Consider the following 19554-nt stretch of genomic DNA (forward strand, 5'->3'; position numbering starts at 1 on the left):
TCCTCTCAGGCTGGAGCCTGTTTGCCCAGGAGGAAGCAGCAGACCGTCGGACCTGATGCCAGGCTTGCTGGTTGCGAGACAGGCGTCTGCTTTGCCCGCGGCGGTGGGCCACCTAAATTCTCCATCCTTCGACCGTCAGTCTTTTTGACACTGGATGTTTGCTATTGAATGCCGGTTGTCGACCGAGGCCGTGTGAAAACGCGAAAGTACTCGGTTTTCGGGTGTTGCTTTACCCTTCCCAACGCGCTACCAGGCCAATACAGGCCGATCTGAAGGGTCGCCTTTCTCGAACTTCGCGTTTGACCTACGTTTTCACACGGCCTCGACCGGCAAGCGCCCGCTCACCGGCCGACAGCTATCAGACTTCGGTTTGCTCGGCCATCTCGAGCGCGTCGTCCACCTCAATACCAAGATACCGAACTGTGCTCTCGAGCTTCGTATGGCCCAAGAGTAACTGAACCGCGCGCTGGGTCTTGGTGCGTCGATAGATCAGGGCTGCCTTCGTGCGGCGCATCGTGTGAGTGCCATACGCGGCATCATCGAGTCCAATTGATGCGACCCAACGATGCACGATGCGCGCGTACTGACGCGTCGACACGTGCGCGGACGCGTGCAGGCGACTCGGAAACAGATAGTCAGTGGGCTTCAGCCCGCGTGCCAAAACCCAGCTCGCGACACTTTGCCGGGTTTGCTCGGTGATTTCGAACTGGACCGGCCGCTGCGTCTTCTGCTGCATGAAAGTCGCTCGCGAGACCACATGCCCTCCCATGCAAACGTCTTGGACCTGCAAACGCGTCAAATCGCACGCCCGAAGCTTGCTGTCGATCGCAAGGTTGAACATCGCCAGCTCGCGGGCGTTGGACGACATCTGCAGCCTCGTTCGAATCTCCCAGATTTCCCGAAGCTTTAACGGAGGCTTCTGACCGGTCGACCGCCCCTTGTTCCACGGCACACGATGAGCGCCGGAAGAAGTAAGCGTTTCCATGACAATCTCCTCTTCAACGAAGGGAGATCGATTGTGCGCTTGGTGGAGTGGTCAATCTTCGGTAGAGTCGAGATGTGGCGCGGTAGCCGGAGGTCCGGTTTGTCTGTTGCCGCCCCTTTCGGCTGGCGGTGCCCGAGTAACCTCGCCTTAACCCCGTTTCCACATCCCGCTCATCGAACCGGACATGCAGATCTCCCGCATCCGGCTCTCGGACAAGACATCACGCCTTCGTACACGGCACGTTACACCCAAGGCCCCGTCAGACGCACAAGACCGAAGTGCTTGTAGAGGTGCGGGCGTGGATAGCTCCCGCGCCTGCTTCGCCTGGCTTTGTACTTGTTGCGTAACCACCGACGCAACCGCAGATGAACCGACAGTCTACGCCGAACACATATGCCGCTCTGCGGTGCATGACATCGACCATGCAACCACGCCGTCCCGCGAATCCGCCAGCCTCCGGCCCATTCATAGAAACGTCGTCTCGCTCCCTATGGACGTTTTGCACATCGCACAAAAGTCTCCCTCGAGTTCACTCCTCGAATCACCGCACGCTGCGACTCAGCATGTTCGCGAAGGACCGCTGTAGGACTTCCCACGGTTGGACGGCTTCGGCCACATCGCCTCGTCTATAATCGGCACATCCAGAATCCACACCGCATGGAGCCGTATTTTATGAGCCAAGCCCGTGGGCGATATGCGGAATCCCGGCGCAACGGTCAACGCAACTTTCAACGCGAGAAAACCTCGCCGCCCCAACGCCACGGTTCTCCGTATGTGAAGGCGCCGGCCAAAGACGCCGCGCAAACTGCCTCCATCTTCAAGACCCGATCGCTCCAGTTTCTGGTCAACGCGGTCGGCGCAGAAAACATCGCCATCGCGCTCGAATCGAACATGACGCGCGTGGCCGAACTGATGAAAGGCGAGCGATTCACACCTGAGACCGCCTTTCACATGGAAACTACGCTTGGCTTACCGCATGGTTTCTTTGACCAGCCTAACCCTGCGCTCGGGGACGAGACCATCGCGCGTCTGAAGTCCCCGCTCGACTTGGTCCAGATCGATGAAGGTTTCGACGCAGCGCCCGAAGCACCTGAACCGACCGTTGCCAGGACGGTCGACCACGAAGCCGTTCCAGAAGTCAGTGTGGCCGAGGAAGTACAGATGCCCAAGAAAACCACAACAGGCTCCCCGGGAACCGTCAAGAATAGCCGAAGCAATATGCCCAAACAGTCTGAGCCTCGCGCCCCGCTCAAAGCTTCATCTCCGAAGGACAGGACGTCTTCTAAAGCGCCACAGCAGCAACCGCTGGCACTGACCGAGAGCGCCGAGGTCGAGACCATCCGTCGCACCAACCTGCACCTGCTCACGAGTCGCACCGGATCGAAAGTACGACTGGGCGTGGTCATGGAGATGAGTGCATTCAACATCGCCGATCGGCTCCATGGCAAGAAGCGCATGGACAGCACTGAAGCACACCGTTTCACCGAGCGACTCGGATTGCCCGTTGGCTGGCTGGACAGCCCACACACCGACGCCGACATTCCCGAGTCCGTATCGCGTCTGCTCGCACCGGCGCCGCGTGGACGCGCAGCCGTCAGGCAGGACGAGCCGCCAGTGCCAGCCAAGATCGATAGCGAACAAGGGAAACTCGCGCACGAGGCGGTCCGCACAAGGCGTAAGCGTGCGACCGGCACGGGCGATTCGGCACAGCCCGTACCTGTCCTAGAGGATGTCGCGGAAGAAATAGACACAACCATTGCCCGCACTCAGGCACACGCAAATGGCGTCCCTGACGATCTGGCCAGCCGCGCGTCGGCAGAAGATCACGCCCGGCGCCAGTATCGCCACTGGCACACCCTGAGCCGATTCGGGAGTCGTTGCCCGCCTCCGGGACGCTGCCGCAAAAACCGGCTCTGCCCGACCTCACCTCCACGACCACACTGGACACGCTGCACGGGATTGCCCCGATCGCAGAAGCGTTGATCAAGACGCTGGCCGGCAAGGCGCGCACGGGTCGGCTGGACGAGCTGAAAGCGCTGGAAATGCTGCAGCAGGCGATCCTGCTGTAGGCGTCGCGGGGCATGGCGGCGTCGATCAAGCAATGACGCCTCCACCGCCGGTTGCGACAAGCGCTGGGCGCCGTGCAGACCGGCGCCTGTCTGTCGACGCCGATATCGATTTTTTTGTCAAGGACGAGTAACGCAATCCGATCTTTCGTGTGCACGGCGTAATCGTGGCACGTATCTCCTCGCTTCGGACACGCCCTTTGGCAACCTGCCGCGGATGCTGCGGTCCATGTGGAAAATCCGCACGGAATCGCCACAGCACCATGCTGAGTTTGCATCTCGCGATGCGTTGAACGCTTGCCATCTTCAGTTCAATCCGAAAAACTCATGAGAACCTTCAGCCGACGTCAGGTCATCATACAGATCCTCCCCCGTCGAACCCACACCACCTCTTCCGCGCCCTCGCCAGGCGCCCCTACATCCGTCTCGGCCCCACTTCGAATTCTGATCGGTTTCTCGCCTCACAGCGCATCGGACGATCTCGTGCACTGTCTCCAGCCGGAATTGAGCACCGCGCTCGGCAGGCCGGTCAACGTCGAACTGATGCCCGGAGACCTCGGCACCAAGGCCGCGAAGATGGCAATCGCCAGCTCCGCCGACGGAAACACGATCCTGGTCGCGACGTTTGGCACACATGCGATCAGCCCCGATCTGAAGCCGAATCTTGGATACGACCCACAGAAGGATTTCACGCCCGTCTGCCTCGCCACCCGTTCGCCGCTAATCCTCGGCCCGCATCCTTCGTTTGGCGCACACGACGTGAAGGCACTCATTGCACTGGCTTCGAAAAGCGAGGTGCCGGTCGGCAGTTCAGGCGTGGGAAGTGCCCCATATCTGGCCGGACTGCTGTTTCAGAAAATGAGTGGCGTCAGGTTGACACACCGCGCCTACCCGGACCCCCGCATGTTGTACGAAGACTTGCTGGCGCAGCGGCTCGATATCAGTTTCAACAACGCTTCAAGCATGCTGCCCCTCGTACGCGAAAAGCGCTTGCGCGCACTCGCGGTAACAACGCCTGTCCGGTGTACCGCGGCCCCTGCTCTGCCTACGATGATGGAAGAAGGTCTCGACGGTTTCTCGCTGAACAACTGGCTTGGCTTCGTTGCGCCGCCCCGTACACCTGCCCCTATCGTCGCCGAATTAAATACTGCGCTACTCGTGGCACTGCGCAGCCCGCGAGCCCACTCATTCTTTACTACCAGCGGCATCGACGTAATCGGTAGTACTCCCTATGCGTTCCGCTCTTATATCGCCGAAGAGATTGATCGTTGGTCCTGGCTCAGGGACTCGCCACACGCTTAGATCAGCAGCGTTGGCAAGTTGACTTCTGAAGTTTTTAGCAACAGCTACCGTGGCGGGCGATTTTCACGAAGGCTTTGCAGTTCAAAGCAAGCGCACGAAGCGGACGAAGAATAGCTGTCGTGATCATGGCCCCGATCGTCCTGAACGATGCGAAGCCTCGTGGACCGCGTCAACCTGCGCGTAAAGCTGCGCGGTATTGTGGCGATTGAGAACTTCAGAATTTATGCCGAAGGCCAATCCGAACCGTGCTTTGCCGATCGCTCGTCGAAGGGGTAAGGTTGTTAATGGATGCGACTGCGGGCGCGCCGGTTGAGTCCGTACCTGACGCCTTCTGATAAATGCCGATGAGGTACACGTCGGTGCGTTTGGACAGGAAGTAGTCCACTCCCAATGCACTTTGATAATACTTCGCTCCCGGATTTTCGCCAGATGCCGAGTCGACGCCGCTTCCCTTCGTATAGTCGAATGCTGCGCCGACTAGCAGCGCTGCCGTTAGCTGATACTTGAAGTTGACTTCGACGTTGTTGAAAGTGGCATTCCCGCTGTAGCCGCGCGGATTCGGTGCGGACGTCGCAGTATCACCCAGATTCCCGAACTGAATGTTGGAGTAGGTTGCACCTAAAGTGGCGGCACCGACCTGGTACGCTGCGCCGGCAGCAACGACCTGATACGTGTGGGCCGACGCATAGCCACTGTATACCGGTGATGAAATGTAATTTCCACTCGATGTCGTCGCAGTGCTTGCGCCGTTGTCTCCAAAGTAGCCAATGTTTGGGTTGCGAGCATTTAAGTATCCCACGCCGAGCGACAGCGGACCGTTGGCGTACCTGGCGCCAGCCGACCATACCTGGTTGCGAGAAATGTCACCCGCGACACCGCCCAGACTGTAAAGGCCGCCGAAAGTGAAGCCGCCATATGAACGGCTCGTATATTTGATAGCATTGTTGACACGATACGCATTATTCATGTTGTCCAGGTCGCCGGGGTGAGCCCCGATATATCCCGCCCACTGCGTGCCTGACTCAAACGGGCCGACGTAATCAACAACCGAATCGTATTGGCGCCCGAGAAACACACTTCCGTAGTTGCTCGAGATCCCGACGTAGGCTTGACGACCAAACATCAAGCCTTGAGTGCTTCCGCGATTTTTCTGGGCAAGTGACCCGCTGTTCAGGTCGAATCCATTCTCGAGGACGAACAACGCCCTCAATCCGCCCCCCAAATCATCCGTGCCACGAAACCCCCAGCGACTCGCCTGAATTACACCACTCGACATTCCATATAGACTGTGCCCTCCCGAATTCGAAGTCCAGCCAAAGCCGTCGTCGACGATGCCGTATATCGTCACAGAACTCTGCGCGCAGGCCTGACTCGAGACCATTGAGCATAGCGCGGCAGCAAAAATTCCAAATGCAACGTATTTCCTGATTTCCATATGTAATCCTTAATTTATAAAATTGTGTTTCTCGACAGATAAATAATCAGCGTGAATTCTTGGGTAAAGCGGGATTCCGTTCCGGTGAACGGCCGAAGTGGATCGACTTACGACAGAAAGTCCTCGATTGGCAGGTCTGTTATCAGCATGTGGCCAGCGGCATGACCGATGGCAAAGGGAATTTCTGCAGCCATGACGGCGACTTGCGGAGTAAGGCCGCAGGCCCAAAATACCGGGAATTCTCCGGTTCTCACAGAGGAGAGCCCGTGAAATTCTGGCCGTGTAATGTCCGCAATACCGATATCGTGGGGATTGCCGAAATGTACTGGCGCGCCGTGTACCTGAGGAAACCTGCTTGTGATTTCGATGGCTTTGATGGTCTGCGCGACGTTGAACGGACGCATCGAGACTGCGAGCTTCCCTCCAAAAGGTCCGCTCTTCACGTTGTCAATGTTAGAAACAAAGACGGGGGCACTTCCGCCCAGTTCGATATGTCGCACAGGCAGCCCATGCTTTAGCAACAGGTGTTCGAAAGAGAACGAGCATCCCAGAGCAAAGGTGACAAGGTCATCCCGCCAGTGCCGGATCAGGTCTATCCGCGACTCCGAGAATTTTCCGTTTCGATATACCGTGTAACGCGGTACGTCTGTTCTGACATCAATATCCTCGCCCAGTGTCGGCATCGACCAACTGCCAACGTCGCTAACCGCCAGCAACGGACAAGCGCGTGGATTTAATGCACAGAAATTCTCGAAATCGGCTGCGTACTCCTTCGGGAGAATCATCAGGTTGACCTGAACATAGCCGTTGCAATATCCCGCCGTCGGTCCGTCGTATAAGCCGGCTCGTGCCGCACGTCGAAACTCTCGTGGGTGCGTGCGGATATCCATATCAATCCTGGTCTGAGGTTCTGATTCCTGTTCCTTCCGCTATGCGCGAAAGTGCGATGGAGTAACTGATACCGAGTGCATCGGCGGCAGCAACGTCGAATCCGAGGCTCTGCAGCAGTCCATCGACGAGCGAATAAACCATCGCATGCACAACCACCTCTTGTCCTCGCGCCCACGCATCCTGCATGACCGTGGTGTTGCACACGTTGCGCGCCTGTTCCAGAACATTCAGGTCACACGCCATATCAGCGCGCAGCGGCCCTTCGAGCTTGCTCAGCAGCGGCTCATGGCGCGCAACAACGTCGCGCACATGGAGAATCCAATTGTCGGCAAGACCGACTCGCGTTCCGGCTAACGCTGCGTGGACGCCTCCGCAACCGCGATGGCCGACCACCATCACGTGTTTAACCTTAAGGACATCGACCGCGTACTGCAGGCATGCAAGACTGTTCAGGTCGGACGGTGAGACGACGTTTGCCACGTTCCTGTGAACGAAGAGTTCGCCGGGACGAAGGCCGACGAGTTCGTTGGCAGGGACCCGACTGTCGGCGCATCCAATCCAGAAATACTGAGGTGCTTGCTGAAGGCTCAGGGACTTAAAGAATCCAGGCTCGGAGCCTTTAATCGACGACGCCCAACTTCGGTTGCGCTGCAGTAGTGTGTCAAGCGTTTCCATCACCAGCGGGCTCCGAAGGTTTCAACTGTCCAATTGCCTGGCCATAACCCACCACCTGCCCTTCCGGCATCGACGTAGATAGCAGGCTCCCTGACGTAGGCGCCAAAACAGCGCAGAACACCGAGTCGATTTCCACGTATCCGATAGGGTCGCCGCGACCGAGCATCACAATGTCCGATTGAGCCGGGCTTACCAGCGGATGAGTGGCACGAAATCGCCCAGTCGCCGGCGCCGCTATGGTCAGCGTGACCGGTTCCGTCTGAAGAGCTTCACCAACCGAGTTCTGCATTGGCTGCTGTTGTGCCTGGCTTACTTCTTTCTCGAATTTCAGACGGAGAAACTGGGCTCCGTACTCGATTTCGCATTCAGTCACATCGGTTTTTTGCAGCCGAGCCAGGAATTGGGCGATATCGTCCATTGTCATCATGCTTTCGCCCCATTCAAGACGTCGCCTTCGATAAGCCGTTCGAGATGGTGGATATCGAATCCGCCGTTACGGAAGCCTTGCTCCTGCATCAGTTTCTGGTGGAGTGCCACAGTGGTGTCGACTCCCCCGATGCAAATCTCATCCAGAGCGACTCGCATGCGAGCAACAGCCTGCTCACGATTTGCCCCATGCGTAAGCAATTTTCCAATCAGCGAATCGTAGTTCGGCGGAATCGTATATCCTGCATACAGATGTGACTCGACTCGAACGCCCGGTCCGCCGGGAGCAATCCATTCGGTCACTCGCCCCGGTGACGGTACAAATGTCCAAGGATTTTCAGCATTCAGCCGACATTCGATTGCGTGACCCTCGAAGCGGATATCAGACTGCTTCATTGACAGCGGCTCCCCGAGTGCGATGCGCAATTGTTCAGCAACGATGTCAACGCCAGTCACAAGCTCTGTGACCGGGTGTTCGACCTGAACTCGGGTATTCATTTCGATGAAGAAAAACGAGCCGTCTTCGTAGAGAAACTCGAACGTGCCGGCGCCGGTGTAGCCGATATCGACGCACGCGTTCGCGCATAGCGCGCCAATGCGAGCTATCTCGGCGCGCTCGATACCGGGTGCCGGGGATTCTTCGATAATCTTCTGATTGCGTCGTTGCATCGAACAGTCACGTTCCCCAAGCCAGACGGCATTGCCATGCCTGTCGGCCAGGACCTGAATTTCCACGTGACGCGGTGTCTCGAGGAAGCGTTCTGCGTAGACGCTTGGATTCCCGAATGCACGGCCGGCTTCTTCGCGTGTCATCGCTACGGCCTGGAGCAACTCAGATGGCTCACGAACAATACGCATCCCTCGACCGCCGCCGCCCCCAGCAGCCTTAACAATTAGGGGATAGCCGACCTGTGCTCCAATTGCTGAAACTACGGCAGCATCTTCAGGCAATGCGCCATCAGACCCGGGAACACACGGGACGCCAGACGCTGTCATCGCCAGCTTGGCGCTGACCTTGTCCCCCATCTGACGGATAGCCGCAGAAGTGGGACCAATGAACGTGATGCCCGCATCCTCGACCATCTGCGCAAATTCAGCGCTTTCAGAAAGGAAGCCGTAGCCTGGGTGGATTGCACCTGCCCCAGAAAGCTTTGCGGCAAGAATAATTTCCCCTTTTTGCAGATAGCTCTTTTGCGATGGCGCAGGTCCGAAACATATGGCATGGTCAGCCAGGGCTACGTGACGCAGGTTCGCGTCGGCCTCCGAATATGCTGCAACGGTCTTTAGACCGAGGGCTTTGCACGCTCGGACAACGCGAAGTGCGATTTCTCCACGGTTAGCGATAAGGACAGTGTCAAACATCAGCGGCCTCCAAAGACTGAATCGCAAAGAGCGCTGTGTCCGGCGTAACCGGCGTGCCGTCTTCCACGAATATTTCCGCCACGCGACCCGAGCAATCTGCTTCGATGGAGTTCAAAAGTTTCATGGCTTCGACCACGGCAACTGTTTGCCCCTCCTGAACGATGTCACCAATCGCGACAAAAGGAGACTGGTCCGGCGCAGGTGCACGGTAGAACGTTCCCGTCATTCCTGCAGTTATCACACGCCTGCTGGCCGCGGGTTCGATTTCGACCGAAGGCGAATTGCGCGGCTTGTCGGCTTCTAGCGCTGATGCCAAAGGCTCGGCTCTACGTCGCGGGCTGACCTCACCGGCCTGCTGCCCGCGTATCAGTTTCACTCGCCAATCGGACTCCGCGTATTCAATCTCGGTTACCGAAGAGTCCTCTACAAGCTGTAAAAGCCGGTTGAGTTTGTCGTGGTCCATTCGCGAATGCCTCAAACAAACGACTTGATGGTCACGCCGGCGCTCTCGAGCACCTTTCGCACTTCGGCTGCCATCTGAATTGCGCCGGGCGTATCGCTGTGAACGCAGATGGTGTCAATCTGAACCGGAAGCATGCGTCCGGACACGGTCTCGATGCCGCATGCTTCGACCATTCGAAGCATGCGCGCGGCTGCCTGCTCAACATCGTGCAGCACTGCGCCGGGCTTCTTGCGATGTACGAGGTGGCCTTCCTCATCGTAAGCCCGGTCCGCGAATACCTCGCAGCAAACGCGAAGTCCCATGTCTCGGGCGACGTCTTGCATCAAAGCGCCCGCGAAGGTCATACACACCAGCTCAGGGTTGACCGCCTTTATCGCACGAGCGATTGCTGTTGCAACATCGTGCTCGGTTTGCGTGAGGTTCCCTAGCGCGCCGTGTGCTTTAACATAGGTGATAGGGTTGCCCGCGTATGTCGAAAGCGCTTGCGCCGCACCAATCTGATACGCGACAAGACGCTCAATCTCGCCTGCGGAGAATGGAATGATGCGGCGGCCGAAGCCCCACAGGTCAGGGAAGCCTGGGTGCGCACCGACATTGACGCCCCGTTCCTTTGCCATCGAGAACGTGCGAGCCATGATTTCGGGGTCTCCGGCATGCAAGCCACAGGCTACGTTTGCAGAAGACACGATGTCGAGGATTGCCTCATCGTCGCCCATCCGCCACGCGCCGAAGCCTTCTCCCATATCGGAGTTGAGGTCGATGTGGAGTGATTTGTTTGAACTCATTGCAGTAACTCTCTATGGTTTTGAGCGTGGCGTCTGTCAGCCACGTGCCGACATCAAGGCCAGCGTCTGTTGCAGTTTCTTCACCTCGGCAGCTCGCTGGCGAAGCGATGCAACGGCTTCATCAATGTCAGTCAGGACGAATCGAATTCGACATCCAGCCGGGGCCTGTCCAAGCTTCCAGAGGTCTGATTCGATGACCGTCGCAATCTTGGGATAGCCGCCGCAGGTATTCGCTTCTGCGAGCTGGACAATGGGCTGCCCGGACGGCGGTACCTGGACTGTGCCGGGAACGACTCCGTGGGAAAGGAGTTCAACGGGCCTGGTCAACGGCAATGCCGCGCCATTCAGGCGATAGCCCACGCGATTCGACTCAGGAGTAATCTCGTACTCGGCAGTAGCGAACGCTTCTTTCGCTTCATCGGTGAAGTCGCCATACTCCGCGGCCGGGACCACGCGAACTGAGACGGTTCCGGCAGAGAGTTCTTCCCAGAACGAAGCAAGCCCCTGAGGGACCACGCCGAGCCCAGACTCGCGCGCGGAGCGAAAAGGGCTGCTTCTTACCTGAAGTGCGTCGCCGCGCTTCAGGCCTCGTCCTTCGAAACCTCCGAAAGCACCTTTGAGGTCGGTCGACCTTGAACCCATCACTGGCTCAACGTCGACACCGCCTGCCAGACAAAGATACGCACGCGCACCTCGCTTCGGTCGCTCAATCACCAGGGTCTGACCGGCGCGCGCTGTCCGTGACCACCAGGGGGCAAGCGTTGTATCGTCGAGCCGCACGCGACAGTCGGCACCCGTTACCGCGAAATCCAGGTCCTTCTGAAATTTGACCCGAAACGGAAACAGGCTAATTTCGATGGCGGCCTCACTTGGGTCATTCCCGACAAGTGAGTTGCCAACCGTGAGCGCGAGAGCGTCCATGGCACCAGACCTGCTGACCCCAATGCCGAGGTGACCTCGCCGTCCGGCGTCCTGGACGAGGTTCGGCGCGCCCGTTGAGAGGATGTCAATCATGCTTCAATACCTTTCACAATGAATCGGACTTCATTGCCCGGCTCAAGCAAACAAGGTGGCGTGCTCTTCGCGTCGAACATGCGTGTCTGAGTTCTTCCCAGCAAATGCCAGCCGGATGGCGCGGTGCAGGGCATCACACCAGCCTGTGCTCCGCCTACGATGACGGTACCTTCGTCGACCTTCATGCGGGGGACCTTTCTACGAGGTATCGCGAGCTCGGCGGGAAGACCAGTCAAGTAGGCGAATCCGGGCATCGAGCCGATGCAGGCGACCGAGTAAGTCGCCGCGCTGTGCAGCCTCACGTATTCGTCAACGTCGACGTGCGCATTGTTTGCCAATGCAATCAGGTCTTCGCCGGCGTGACCGCCGTAGATGACAGGAATCTCAATCGTCCGTTTTTGTTTGAGCTCCGGCTCCGTCGTATCCCACATGCCGAGGAGGGCGTCCGACGCATCATCCGGATTCGTGTCAATCGGGTCGAAAATAAGCATCAGGTTATTCACGCCGAGGACGACTTCGATGCCGCTAAGAGGACACTGGCCGAAATCCCGGCGCCTCGTTGCTAGCGACAGCAGTCGGCTCTGCAACGCCGAATCGAACGTGCCATTACTCGGGTCAAACAGGAGTGCGCCGGCACCGGCCGCACTCAGCTTGAGGTGCGAATCTGCGAGTTGAACAATCTGCTTGGCGGGCGCCGCCGAAGAAGAGCTGGCGGATGCGGCCGAATCGCTCTGCTCGCTGTCGTATAGGTGGGCTTCCATGTCACTCTTCCAGCGGTCTTCCGGCAGTTTCCTTGGCTGCCATCAACGCAAAGATGGTGATGAGGAGACCGGCCGAGATGTAGACAGCGATATACGTCCACGACTGATAAGCCTTGAGAAGGCTCGCGAACACGAGCGGAGCGAAGCCGCCACCGATGATTCCACCGAAAGTCGCTGCGAGCGACGCGCCGGCGTAGCGGACTCGCGTCGGAAACTGCTCGGTGACGAATGACGCCTGCGGCCCGTACATCATTGCCTGGAAGAGCATCCCGACCACTACGGCAACGCAGATGTTGAGCGGCTCGCGCGTATCCATCAGCGCGAAATAGGCAAATGCCCAGACTATCGACATAGCCGCGCCGGTTCCATACACGGCACGTCGCCCCAACTTGTCGCAGAGTGCACCGAACAGCGGGACACACACTGCATGAAGCGCGGCGCCGAGCATCGTGGCGGTCAACGCAAGGGAGCGCGGAAGATGCAACACGCCCGTTACGTACGTCAAGGTGAAAACGACCAGCAGCCCATACACAATGTCGGAGCCGATGCGGACACTGCCGGCAATAATCAATCGCTTCCAATAGCCGCCTACGACCTCCTTGATGGGCAGCTGAACCTTGTGATGATGACGCTCCAGGTCCTTGAACATGGGTGTTTCATCGACACCTCGGCGAAGCCACAGCCCGAACATCACGAGAACCGCGCTGGAGAGAAGCGGAATTCGCCACCCCCAGGTTTGAAACGACTCTGCTGACATCGTGAGGGTCGCGACGGTGATGAATCCGGCCCCGAGCAAGGTCCCGCATGCAGGTCCCATTTGGGCGTACGATGCGTTTCGGCCGCGCTGGTCTTGCCTGCCGTGCTCCATCGACAGCAGGACCGCTCCTGCCCATTCACCGCCGATTGCGGCACCCTGAAAGAAGCGCAACGCCACAAGCAGAACCGGGCTCCAGATTCCCCATACGTTATAGGTTGGAAGCAGCCCCATCAGTGCCGTTGCGGCGCCCATCAGAACCAGGGTCGCAACCAGAACGAATCGGCGGCCGAGCTTATCCCCCAGATGACCGAACACCAGCCCGCCGAACGGCCGTGAGAGATAGCCAACGGCATAGGTCGAAAATGCGAGGATGGTTCCTGAAAGCGGGTCAAACGACGGAAAGAAGACGGCATTGAAAACGAGCGCCGCCATCAGGTTGTAGACCGTGAAGTCGTACCATTCCAGGGTGGTGCCAATCGAACTGGCGGCTGCCAGCCGGCCCATCTTTGGCCGCTCACCTTGTATGAAGCCCGATTGTTCAATCGGGGTTTTGCCGATAGCGCTTGTGTTGTCCATCACGTCAGCTCCGATGCCGAGAGTTTCCAGGTGAGCGAGTAGCGGGCGGTTTGCGAAGCCCGCGAATCAAGCGCTTGAGCTGCGAATTCCAATGCTCGTTCGTTCGAGGTCTCGTTGCTGCTCTCGATGATGAAAATGGGGTACATCCGACGCGAACTGAGGTCCTCTTGGGGCAGCGGACGGCTGAGTTCATCGACCGGCGATAACAGGTACGAGTGAACAAAGCCCAGGTCTTCAGAAAGGCGCGCGCCAATTTCTGCGCAGCGGTCACTGAGACCTTGCAAGTCTTCCGGGATGTTCAGAGAAAGTGTCGCGACATAGGCACCACTTCCCTGGCCCACGCTCGCGCTGACCTCGCCAATGCGGCGAGTCGGTGCGACCATTTTCGGAAGCGTTTTCTGCGACCATTCGGTTTGATTCTGAAACGCATGGCTGTACGCGGCGGAAGCAAAAACAGATATCGATTCTGCCCAGTAGAGGCCAAGATATTTGGGCTTCCCACTCACCGCCCAGTACCGTGCAGCTGAGATTACGCCCTGCATGCGGACGCGCTCTTCAATGTGCGCGCGGTCGTACCATGCGTTGAAATCCGCCTCATCGTTGGCATTAATGTCAGAGGCCACAAAAAGCATGCCGTGGGGTGTCACAGAAGTCATCTTCGTCTCACTCATCTTCCGGATTGGATGACCCATCGTCATCAACCAATAAATCAGGGGCAAACGGGAAATTCCTGGGGTGGTTGATAGATTTTTCTTGTGAGGCTCTAAATGCCGAGCGGTAGTTACAGATACGCTGGCCGTATCTGCCAGCTCCGAGAAACGGAATTGACGTGGCGATTTCGGCGACGGAAGGTGACGGACTAAGGCGTTCATCGAGCGCTTAAACGGGAGACCACATGAATACACGCTTCCTGGAGAGTTTTCTTCTCGTTGTCGAGCTAGGAAGCTTCCGTGCGGCTGCCGACCGCTTGCATGTGACGCAGGCGGCAATCTCCAACCGTATTGCGTCGCTTGAAGAAGAGCTCGACGCCCGCGTATTCGACCGTGGCCCTGGTGAACTCCGGCTGACGCCGGTGGGCTTGCGCCTTATCAGCTACGGTGAACGGATGCTCGAGCTGCAAAAAGACATGCTGCAACTAGGCCGGACTGACCAGAAGCTACTGGGGAGTGTTCGAATCGGCGCGATAGAGAGCATCGTTCACACCTGGCTGGTGCCTTTCATGCAGCATTTGCAGCAGTCTTATCCCGGCATTGAAGTCCAGCTCAGTTCTGAGTCGACGGACCGACTGCATCGCAGTCTGCGAGATGGCGATGTCGATATCGCACTCCAGACTGACCAGATGATAGGCGACGGCATCGTGAGCACCGCCTGCCTGCCGATGACAATGGGATGGGTTGGTTCAGCACAGGCTCCTGAAGAACTCGACAACAACCTGCCGCTTATCCTGAGCCAGCCAACGATTACATTGAGTCGAGGCTCGCAGCCCTATCTCGTGCTCAAAGACCTGTATCGGCGTGCCGGCATGCCCCTGGGCAAAGTGCACTGCGTCAGCTCGATTGCGGCCATCGTGCGCCTCGTGCGTTGCGGTTTCGGAAGCGCCATGATGCCGTTGCCACCCGTGCGCGAAGAAATCGAGAGTGGCGTATTGCGCATCATAGCGAGCGACCATGCCTTGCCTCTGCAGGGACTGGTGGTCAGTTACCTCGAGAATCGGGCGTCTGATGCCATTCGCTTCGTGGCCGAACTGGCCTGCCAGGAATCGGACCGGTACATGCGCTCGCTGCACGCACCGTTCGCGCCCGCTTGAGTAACGCTAGCCGTTAGAGATGACGTTGAAAATTAAAACGTCGAGTCCCCACGAAGCATGAGGGGGAGACTGACGTCTTGCTGGAACGATGTGTGCATCAGGTCTGCCGCTCCGATAGCCTTACGAAGTCGGCGATGGACTGCCACATAGCAACCGGATTCGAATACATCGGGAAATGTCCGCAGTCGGCAATCTCGGCGAGCTTCACCCCACGGCTCTCGATATGCTTCAGATAAGACAGGTGAGCGTTTTGCTCGCCAAACATGAACATGCGCGGGAATGGCATCCCAAGGAACCTTTCCATCAGTCCAGCGTTATCCGACAGTTCGACCATCGACTTGAAGATCCCCGCAACGGCTTCCGCACGAACCTTATGACGGAGACTCGCTGAATACAGCGCGCTTGCGTAAGCTGGAGCGTGAAGTGCGCGCTCAACGAAATCGTCAAGGAATTGCGCTGCACTGTCCGCAGGATATTGGTGAATCTGCCGGCTCAGAAAGCAGTCCTCGGGCGCAATGTTTCCTTCGATATCGGTGAATGAGATGACTCGTTGCGGCAATTGCGACCCGAGCATGAGTGAAGTTAAGCCGCCCATCGAATGTCCCACGAGGTGGAACCGCTCAAAACCAAAGTGGTCGGCGACTGCCACGGCTGTGTCAACCAGAAACGGAATGCAGACTTTGCTCAGGTCGGAGCAGTGCGTCTGTCCGCATCCAGGTGCGTCGTAACTCACGAAGGGGCGCTCAGCGAACTCGTTGTGTCTGGCGATATCTGCATAGTCTTCCTTCGTGGAGCCAAACCCATGGAGGAACATCATGGGTGCCTTCGAGCCATCACGCGATAACGCGGAAATCGTCATAGATGTTCCGGATACGGATAGGGGAATCGACGATTGATTGAATTCTCGTTTCATGAGTTTTCAAATGAGGAACAGGGCTCGCGAGCCCTGTTGTATTAATCAATTAGTCGCCGTTACAAGGCGTCCAGTCAACCTTCAAGCGTTGTGCAAAAGTCACGAATAGCGTCGCATGCTCGCGCTAGCGAGTCATCGTCCAGCGCATAGGCGATGCGAATGTACGGCCCTAAGCCGAACGCGCTCCCGTGAACGGTCGCAATGCCGACCTCGTCGAGCAAGGCATTGACCACCGCTTCATCACTATCCATACGCGCGCCTGCGCGTGTCGTTTTTCCAATCAGGCCTTCGCAGGACGCGAACGCATAGAATGCACCCTGCGGAACCTGACAGTGCAGTCCCGGAGCGCGATTCAGTCGTGCAACGACCTCATCGCGACGACGCTGGAACACTGACCGAGACTGCAGGATAAAGTCTTGTGGGCCATTCAAGGCGGCGAGTGCGGCGTGTTGCGAGATGCTCGACGCGCCCGACGTCTGCTGACCCTGCAGCTTTTCCATGGCATCAATCAGCCATCGTGGCCCAGTGCCATAGCCGATTCGCCATCCGGTCATTGCGTACGCTTTGGAGACGCCGTTCATTGTGAGGACGCGCTCACTCAATCGCGGCTCAACTTGCGCTATCGTCGCAAACTGCAACCCGTCGAAAATCAGATGCTCGTAGATGTCATCGGACAGTACAAGTACGTCCGGATGGGCGCGCAACACTTCCGCGAGTCCCAGCAACTCGGACCGGCTATAAACAGCACCGGTTGGGTTGGACGGCGAGTTCAGAATCAGCCACCGCGTCTTTGATGTTATGGCTGACTGCAGCGCGGCAGGTGTCAACTTGAAACCTGTGTCGGCCTTGCACGGCACCACTACAGACGTGGCGCCGCAAAGCTGAACGATTTCAGGGTAGCTGACCCAGTACGGTGCCGGGATGACAACCTCGTCGCCCTCGTTAAGCGTCGCCGCTAGCGCGTTAAAGATGACCTGCTTTCCACCGCTGCAGACGAGCGTATCCTGCCAGCGAACGGTCAGACCGTTCTCGCGTTCGAACTTTTGCGCAATTGCCTCGCGCAGTGTCCGCAAGCCGGCGACTTGCGTGTAACGGGTCTGACCGGAGCGGATTGCTGCGATACCGGCGTCGCGCACATGCTCGGGTGTATCGAAATCGGGTTCCCCTGCGCTAAGGGAGATAACCGAAGCGCCACTGGCACGCCGCGCAGCGACACGGTCAATCACCTTATAGGTCGCCGAGGGACGTGCCGTTGCGAGGAAACGGTTCAACTTGCCAATTTCCGTGGTCATCGCGTGTCCCTCCAGCTCGTCAAACCCATTAGCTCGAGCGTGCTGCGGCCTTCGCGAAGTGCGTTCATCATGGTGGCTTCCTTGTCCGCCCGCGCCTGTCCATCGTTGATAGTGCGCAGCGCGTGCTCAGCCGGAAGGACAAGAACGCCGTCGTCGTCTGCGACGACCAGGTCACCCACCTCGACAGGCGTACCCGCAAAGCTGATGCGTTGCCCGACCGACGGTGAGCTTGCCTTGATGGTCCCTCGCATCGAGATGCCGCGAGTAAAGACCGGGAAGCGCCGGGCCACCAACGCCACGATGTCACGGACACCACCGTCGATAATCAAACCGACGACACCTGCTGCCTCAGCTGCAACAGTCAGGACTTCGCCCCAGTAGCCCGAGATGAAACCGCCCGTCGACACCACCAGAACGCTGCCACGGGGAACACGCTCCATGGCGATGTGGATCGAGAGGTTGTCGCCCGGCGAGCATTCGAGAGGATAAGCGGGGCCAGCAATGGATGCGCCCGCCCACACAGTCCGGATATCAGAATCGACTGCGGTGGTAGATACGCCTGATGCTTCGAAGAGTGTCGAGGTACCCAGCTTCCGCGCTTGCTCGAGGATCCCTTTGTCATACGGCGTGGTCGCAACCATCAGTCCTTCCTTTGCAGTGTGTGGTAGCCGAGAGCCGAACGCGCCTCGCCAAGCGTCTTGCCTTTTGCGAGCTGCTCGCGAATACGCGACTCGGTTTCCTCAATCTGGCGCGCAGTCGCGGCGACTTCTCGGGCACGCCCTCGCGGAACTACGACGACACCGTTCGCATCCGCGACAACGATGTCCCGGGATGCGACGCGTACCGTCCCGATTCCGACAGTGGAATTGACGGATTCCACCTGAACACGGTCCTTGCCGGTTCGCATGAAGCGGCCTGCAGTGAAAAGTGGGTATCCGTCACCCAACGCTTTATTGACGTCGCGACACACGCCATCAATCACCGTGCCCGCGATATCCCTCAATCCGGCATATTGCGTCATGATGTCGCCCCACACCGTGCAGTCTGTCCGGCCATCGTTGTCGATGACGACGATGTCGCCCTGCGCGACTTCGTCGATGAAATCGCCGACGGTGCCCGGTGGCAGGCTTGCAGGAACATACTTAACCGTGAACGCGGGTCCAACGACGACCTTCGTATAGTCTGCGAGCGGAGCAATTCCGAGTGCCTGCCCGTGGATGCCCAGCTTGTCCAACGCGTCTGATACGCCTGGCGTATCAAGCCCGATGAACAGTTCGACAAGCTCTCGGTCCTCGGCACTCGCCTTCTTCGGATTCTTCATGGATAACTCCAGAGTGTGTGGTTATTGAGCCCGGATGGCCTCGAATTCCTTGTCGTGCATCACCTCGGCCACGGAGCGGCCCGCTCTGACCGCCGCAACCATTCCGTCCTGACGACGCACGATGCGCTCGCCAAGGTCGAGAACCTCGTCTATGCGGGCAGCAGGCACGAACACGGTGCCGCAGCGGTCGGCAATCACGAAGTCATCCTCGTGGACGGTGACGCCGGCAATCTGAACCGGCTTTCCAGCGTCGACCTGGATAACCCGGTTGCGGGCGCTAATCATCGTGACGCCGCGGCCGAACACCGGATAGCCGACGGCCTCGCTACCTTCGATGTCCCGGCTCACCCCGTCGATAATCGAGCCACGAACTTTTTTTGCGACAGCTGCATTGGCCAGGATGTCGCCCCAGCACGAAATTCCTTCGAGCCCACCGCCAATGACGAGAACGCGGTCGTCCGTCGTAACTGCATCGATAACCGGGGAGATGAGATGGACCGTCGGAGCGACGCCTGTTTTGGAGCCAAGCTGAATGGTGCTTGCGCGGCCGACAATCTTCGGACAATCCCCGAGCGGTCGAAGTCCGAAAGTGGCACCATCGATGTCCAGAAAGTCAAGAGCGTCAGAGACAGTATTTGTGTCGAGCGAGGCAAGTCGTTCGAGAGTTGACGTGCGGGTCATTAGGAAGCTCCGTTGGCAGGATGAGCCAATGGTCGACCAGCA

Annotated in this window: 20 protein-coding genes; 3 read left to right on the plus strand and 17 right to left on the minus strand. The window is 58.2% G+C overall.

Going from position 1 to position 19554, the window contains the following annotated elements; all coding sequences use genetic code 11:
* Positions 1-358 precede the first annotated feature (358 nt).
* On the minus strand, positions 359-985 hold the full coding sequence (locus tag DK391_RS18165) for a tyrosine-type recombinase/integrase (protein ID WP_109479362.1): 627 nt from the start codon (positions 983-985) through the stop codon (positions 359-361).
* 672 nt (positions 986-1657) lie between these two features.
* On the opposite strand from DK391_RS18165, the gene DK391_RS18180 reads away from it, so the two are divergent.
* Positions 1658-2968 (plus strand): hypothetical protein, encoded by a 1311-nt coding sequence (locus tag DK391_RS18180; protein ID WP_239482867.1) that lies wholly within the window; start codon positions 1658-1660, stop codon positions 2966-2968.
* Positions 2969-3378: 410 nt separating this feature from the next.
* Positions 3379-4353, plus strand: coding sequence for a tripartite tricarboxylate transporter substrate-binding protein (locus DK391_RS18185; RefSeq protein WP_109479364.1), 975 nt, complete (start codon positions 3379-3381; stop codon positions 4351-4353).
* Positions 4354-4567: 214 nt separating this feature from the next.
* Here the strand turns inward: DK391_RS18185 and DK391_RS18190 are convergent, their stop codons facing one another.
* The 11 genes from DK391_RS18190 to DK391_RS18240 form a co-directional block, all read right to left on the minus strand.
* Positions 4568-5788, minus strand: a complete 1221-nt coding sequence (locus DK391_RS18190) for a porin (protein WP_109479365.1) — start codon at positions 5786-5788, stop codon at positions 4568-4570.
* A gap of 107 nt (positions 5789-5895) precedes the next feature.
* Positions 5896-6678 carry a putative hydro-lyase gene (locus tag DK391_RS18195; protein WP_109479366.1) on the minus strand — a complete coding sequence of 261 codons (783 nt, stop codon included), beginning with the start codon at positions 6676-6678 and terminating at the stop codon, positions 5896-5898.
* 1 nt (position 6679) lies between these two features.
* Positions 6680-7354 (minus strand): carbonate dehydratase, encoded by a 675-nt coding sequence (gene can, locus DK391_RS18200; protein WP_109479367.1) that lies wholly within the window; start codon positions 7352-7354, stop codon positions 6680-6682.
* Positions 7341-7772, minus strand: a complete 432-nt coding sequence (locus tag DK391_RS18205) for a hypothetical protein (protein WP_204117391.1) — start codon at positions 7770-7772, stop codon at positions 7341-7343. The genes can and DK391_RS18205 overlap by 14 nt, the downstream gene beginning before the upstream one ends.
* Before the next feature lie 5 nt (positions 7773-7777).
* A complete protein-coding gene (gene accC, locus DK391_RS18210) occupies positions 7778-9142 on the minus strand; it encodes an acetyl-CoA carboxylase biotin carboxylase subunit (RefSeq protein ID WP_109479369.1) in 1365 nt (454 codons plus the stop codon).
* The gene (gene accB, locus DK391_RS18215) at positions 9135-9605 is read right to left on the minus strand and encodes an acetyl-CoA carboxylase biotin carboxyl carrier protein (RefSeq protein ID WP_109479370.1); all 471 of its coding nucleotides are present in this window, start codon (positions 9603-9605) and stop codon (positions 9135-9137) included. The genes accC and accB overlap by 8 nt, the downstream gene beginning before the upstream one ends.
* An 11-nt stretch (positions 9606-9616) precedes the next feature.
* A complete protein-coding gene (locus tag DK391_RS18220) occupies positions 9617-10390 on the minus strand; it encodes a 5-oxoprolinase subunit PxpA (protein WP_109479371.1) in 774 nt (257 codons plus the stop codon).
* 36 nt (positions 10391-10426) lie between these two features.
* Positions 10427-11404: a biotin-dependent carboxyltransferase family protein gene (locus DK391_RS18225; protein WP_109479372.1), complete on the minus strand. Its 978-nt coding sequence runs from the start codon at positions 11402-11404 to the stop codon at positions 10427-10429.
* Positions 11401-12165, minus strand: a complete 765-nt coding sequence (gene pxpB / locus DK391_RS18230) for a 5-oxoprolinase subunit PxpB (protein WP_109479373.1) — start codon at positions 12163-12165, stop codon at positions 11401-11403. Before pxpB ends, DK391_RS18225 begins: the two co-directional genes overlap by 4 nt.
* A gap of 1 nt (position 12166) precedes the next feature.
* Positions 12167-13426, minus strand: a complete 1260-nt coding sequence (locus DK391_RS18235) for an MFS transporter (RefSeq protein WP_239482874.1) — start codon at positions 13424-13426, stop codon at positions 12167-12169.
* A gap of 71 nt (positions 13427-13497) precedes the next feature.
* The gene (locus tag DK391_RS18240; protein WP_162600843.1) at positions 13498-14370 is read right to left on the minus strand and encodes a DUF4286 family protein; all 873 of its coding nucleotides are present in this window, start codon (positions 14368-14370) and stop codon (positions 13498-13500) included.
* A gap of 23 nt (positions 14371-14393) precedes the next feature.
* Between DK391_RS18240 and DK391_RS18245 the strand changes: the two genes are divergently transcribed.
* The gene (locus DK391_RS18245; protein ID WP_109479376.1) at positions 14394-15305 is read left to right on the plus strand and encodes a LysR family transcriptional regulator; all 912 of its coding nucleotides are present in this window, start codon (positions 14394-14396) and stop codon (positions 15303-15305) included.
* Between the two features lie 97 nt (positions 15306-15402).
* On the opposite strand, the gene DK391_RS18250 is transcribed toward DK391_RS18245, so the two are convergent.
* The 5 genes from DK391_RS18250 to DK391_RS18270 form a co-directional block, all read right to left on the minus strand.
* On the minus strand, positions 15403-16218 hold the full coding sequence (locus DK391_RS18250; RefSeq protein WP_109479377.1) for an alpha/beta hydrolase: 816 nt from the start codon (positions 16216-16218) through the stop codon (positions 15403-15405).
* A 74-nt stretch (positions 16219-16292) separates the two neighbouring features.
* Positions 16293-17510, minus strand: coding sequence for a pyridoxal phosphate-dependent aminotransferase (locus tag DK391_RS18255; protein WP_109479378.1), 1218 nt, complete (start codon positions 17508-17510; stop codon positions 16293-16295).
* Positions 17507-18151: a dimethylmenaquinone methyltransferase gene (locus DK391_RS18260; RefSeq protein ID WP_109479379.1), complete on the minus strand. Its 645-nt coding sequence runs from the start codon at positions 18149-18151 to the stop codon at positions 17507-17509. Before DK391_RS18260 ends, DK391_RS18255 begins: the two co-directional genes overlap by 4 nt.
* Positions 18151-18831: an RraA family protein gene (locus DK391_RS18265; RefSeq protein ID WP_109479380.1), complete on the minus strand. Its 681-nt coding sequence runs from the start codon at positions 18829-18831 to the stop codon at positions 18151-18153. The genes DK391_RS18260 and DK391_RS18265 overlap by 1 nt, the downstream gene beginning before the upstream one ends.
* Before the next feature lie 21 nt (positions 18832-18852).
* Entirely contained in the window at positions 18853-19512 is a 660-nt protein-coding gene (locus DK391_RS18270; RefSeq protein ID WP_109479381.1) for a diguanylate cyclase, read from the minus strand.
* Positions 19513-19554 lie beyond the last annotated feature (42 nt).

Origin of the sequence: Paraburkholderia sp. C35 (assembly GCF_003121405.1) — a bacterium.
GTDB lineage: Bacteria > Pseudomonadota > Gammaproteobacteria > Burkholderiales > Burkholderiaceae > Paraburkholderia.

Excerpts from the sequence above, each read along its gene's own strand:
- DK391_RS18165 (WP_109479362.1), bottom strand. The coding sequence starts at position 985 with ATGGAAACGCTTACTTCTTCCGGCGCTCATCGTGTGCCGTGGAACAAG.
- DK391_RS18225 (WP_109479372.1), bottom strand. The coding sequence starts at position 11,404 with ATGATTGACATCCTCTCAACGGGCGCGCCGAACCTCGTCCAGGACGCC.
- DK391_RS18185 (WP_109479364.1), top strand. The coding sequence starts at position 3,379 with ATGAGAACCTTCAGCCGACGTCAGGTCATCATACAGATCCTCCCCCGT.
- accC (WP_109479369.1), bottom strand. The coding sequence starts at position 9,142 with ATGTTTGACACTGTCCTTATCGCTAACCGTGGAGAAATCGCACTTCGC.
- DK391_RS18260 (WP_109479379.1), bottom strand. The coding sequence starts at position 18,151 with ATGGTTGCGACCACGCCGTATGACAAAGGGATCCTCGAGCAAGCGCGG.
- DK391_RS18250 (WP_109479377.1), bottom strand. The coding sequence starts at position 16,218 with ATGAAACGAGAATTCAATCAATCGTCGATTCCCCTATCCGTATCCGGA.
- DK391_RS18220 (WP_109479371.1), bottom strand. The coding sequence starts at position 10,390 with ATGAGTTCAAACAAATCACTCCACATCGACCTCAACTCCGATATGGGA.
- DK391_RS18195 (WP_109479366.1), bottom strand. The coding sequence starts at position 6,678 with ATGGATATCCGCACGCACCCACGAGAGTTTCGACGTGCGGCACGAGCC.
- DK391_RS18265 (WP_109479380.1), bottom strand. The coding sequence starts at position 18,831 with ATGAAGAATCCGAAGAAGGCGAGTGCCGAGGACCGAGAGCTTGTCGAA.
- DK391_RS18180 (WP_239482867.1), top strand. The coding sequence starts at position 1,658 with ATGAGCCAAGCCCGTGGGCGATATGCGGAATCCCGGCGCAACGGTCAA.
- DK391_RS18270 (WP_109479381.1), bottom strand. The coding sequence starts at position 19,512 with ATGACCCGCACGTCAACTCTCGAACGACTTGCCTCGCTCGACACAAAT.
- DK391_RS18240 (WP_162600843.1), bottom strand. The coding sequence starts at position 14,370 with ATGAACGCCTTAGTCCGTCACCTTCCGTCGCCGAAATCGCCACGTCAA.
- can (WP_109479367.1), bottom strand. The coding sequence starts at position 7,354 with ATGGAAACGCTTGACACACTACTGCAGCGCAACCGAAGTTGGGCGTCG.
- DK391_RS18245 (WP_109479376.1), top strand. The coding sequence starts at position 14,394 with ATGAATACACGCTTCCTGGAGAGTTTTCTTCTCGTTGTCGAGCTAGGA.
- DK391_RS18190 (WP_109479365.1), bottom strand. The coding sequence starts at position 5,788 with ATGGAAATCAGGAAATACGTTGCATTTGGAATTTTTGCTGCCGCGCTA.
- DK391_RS18205 (WP_204117391.1), bottom strand. The coding sequence starts at position 7,772 with ATGGACGATATCGCCCAATTCCTGGCTCGGCTGCAAAAAACCGATGTG.
- pxpB (WP_109479373.1), bottom strand. The coding sequence starts at position 12,165 with ATGGAAGCCCACCTATACGACAGCGAGCAGAGCGATTCGGCCGCATCC.
- DK391_RS18255 (WP_109479378.1), bottom strand. The coding sequence starts at position 17,510 with ATGACCACGGAAATTGGCAAGTTGAACCGTTTCCTCGCAACGGCACGT.
- DK391_RS18235 (WP_239482874.1), bottom strand. The coding sequence starts at position 13,426 with ATGGGCCGGCTGGCAGCCGCCAGTTCGATTGGCACCACCCTGGAATGG.
- accB (WP_109479370.1), bottom strand. The coding sequence starts at position 9,605 with ATGGACCACGACAAACTCAACCGGCTTTTACAGCTTGTAGAGGACTCT.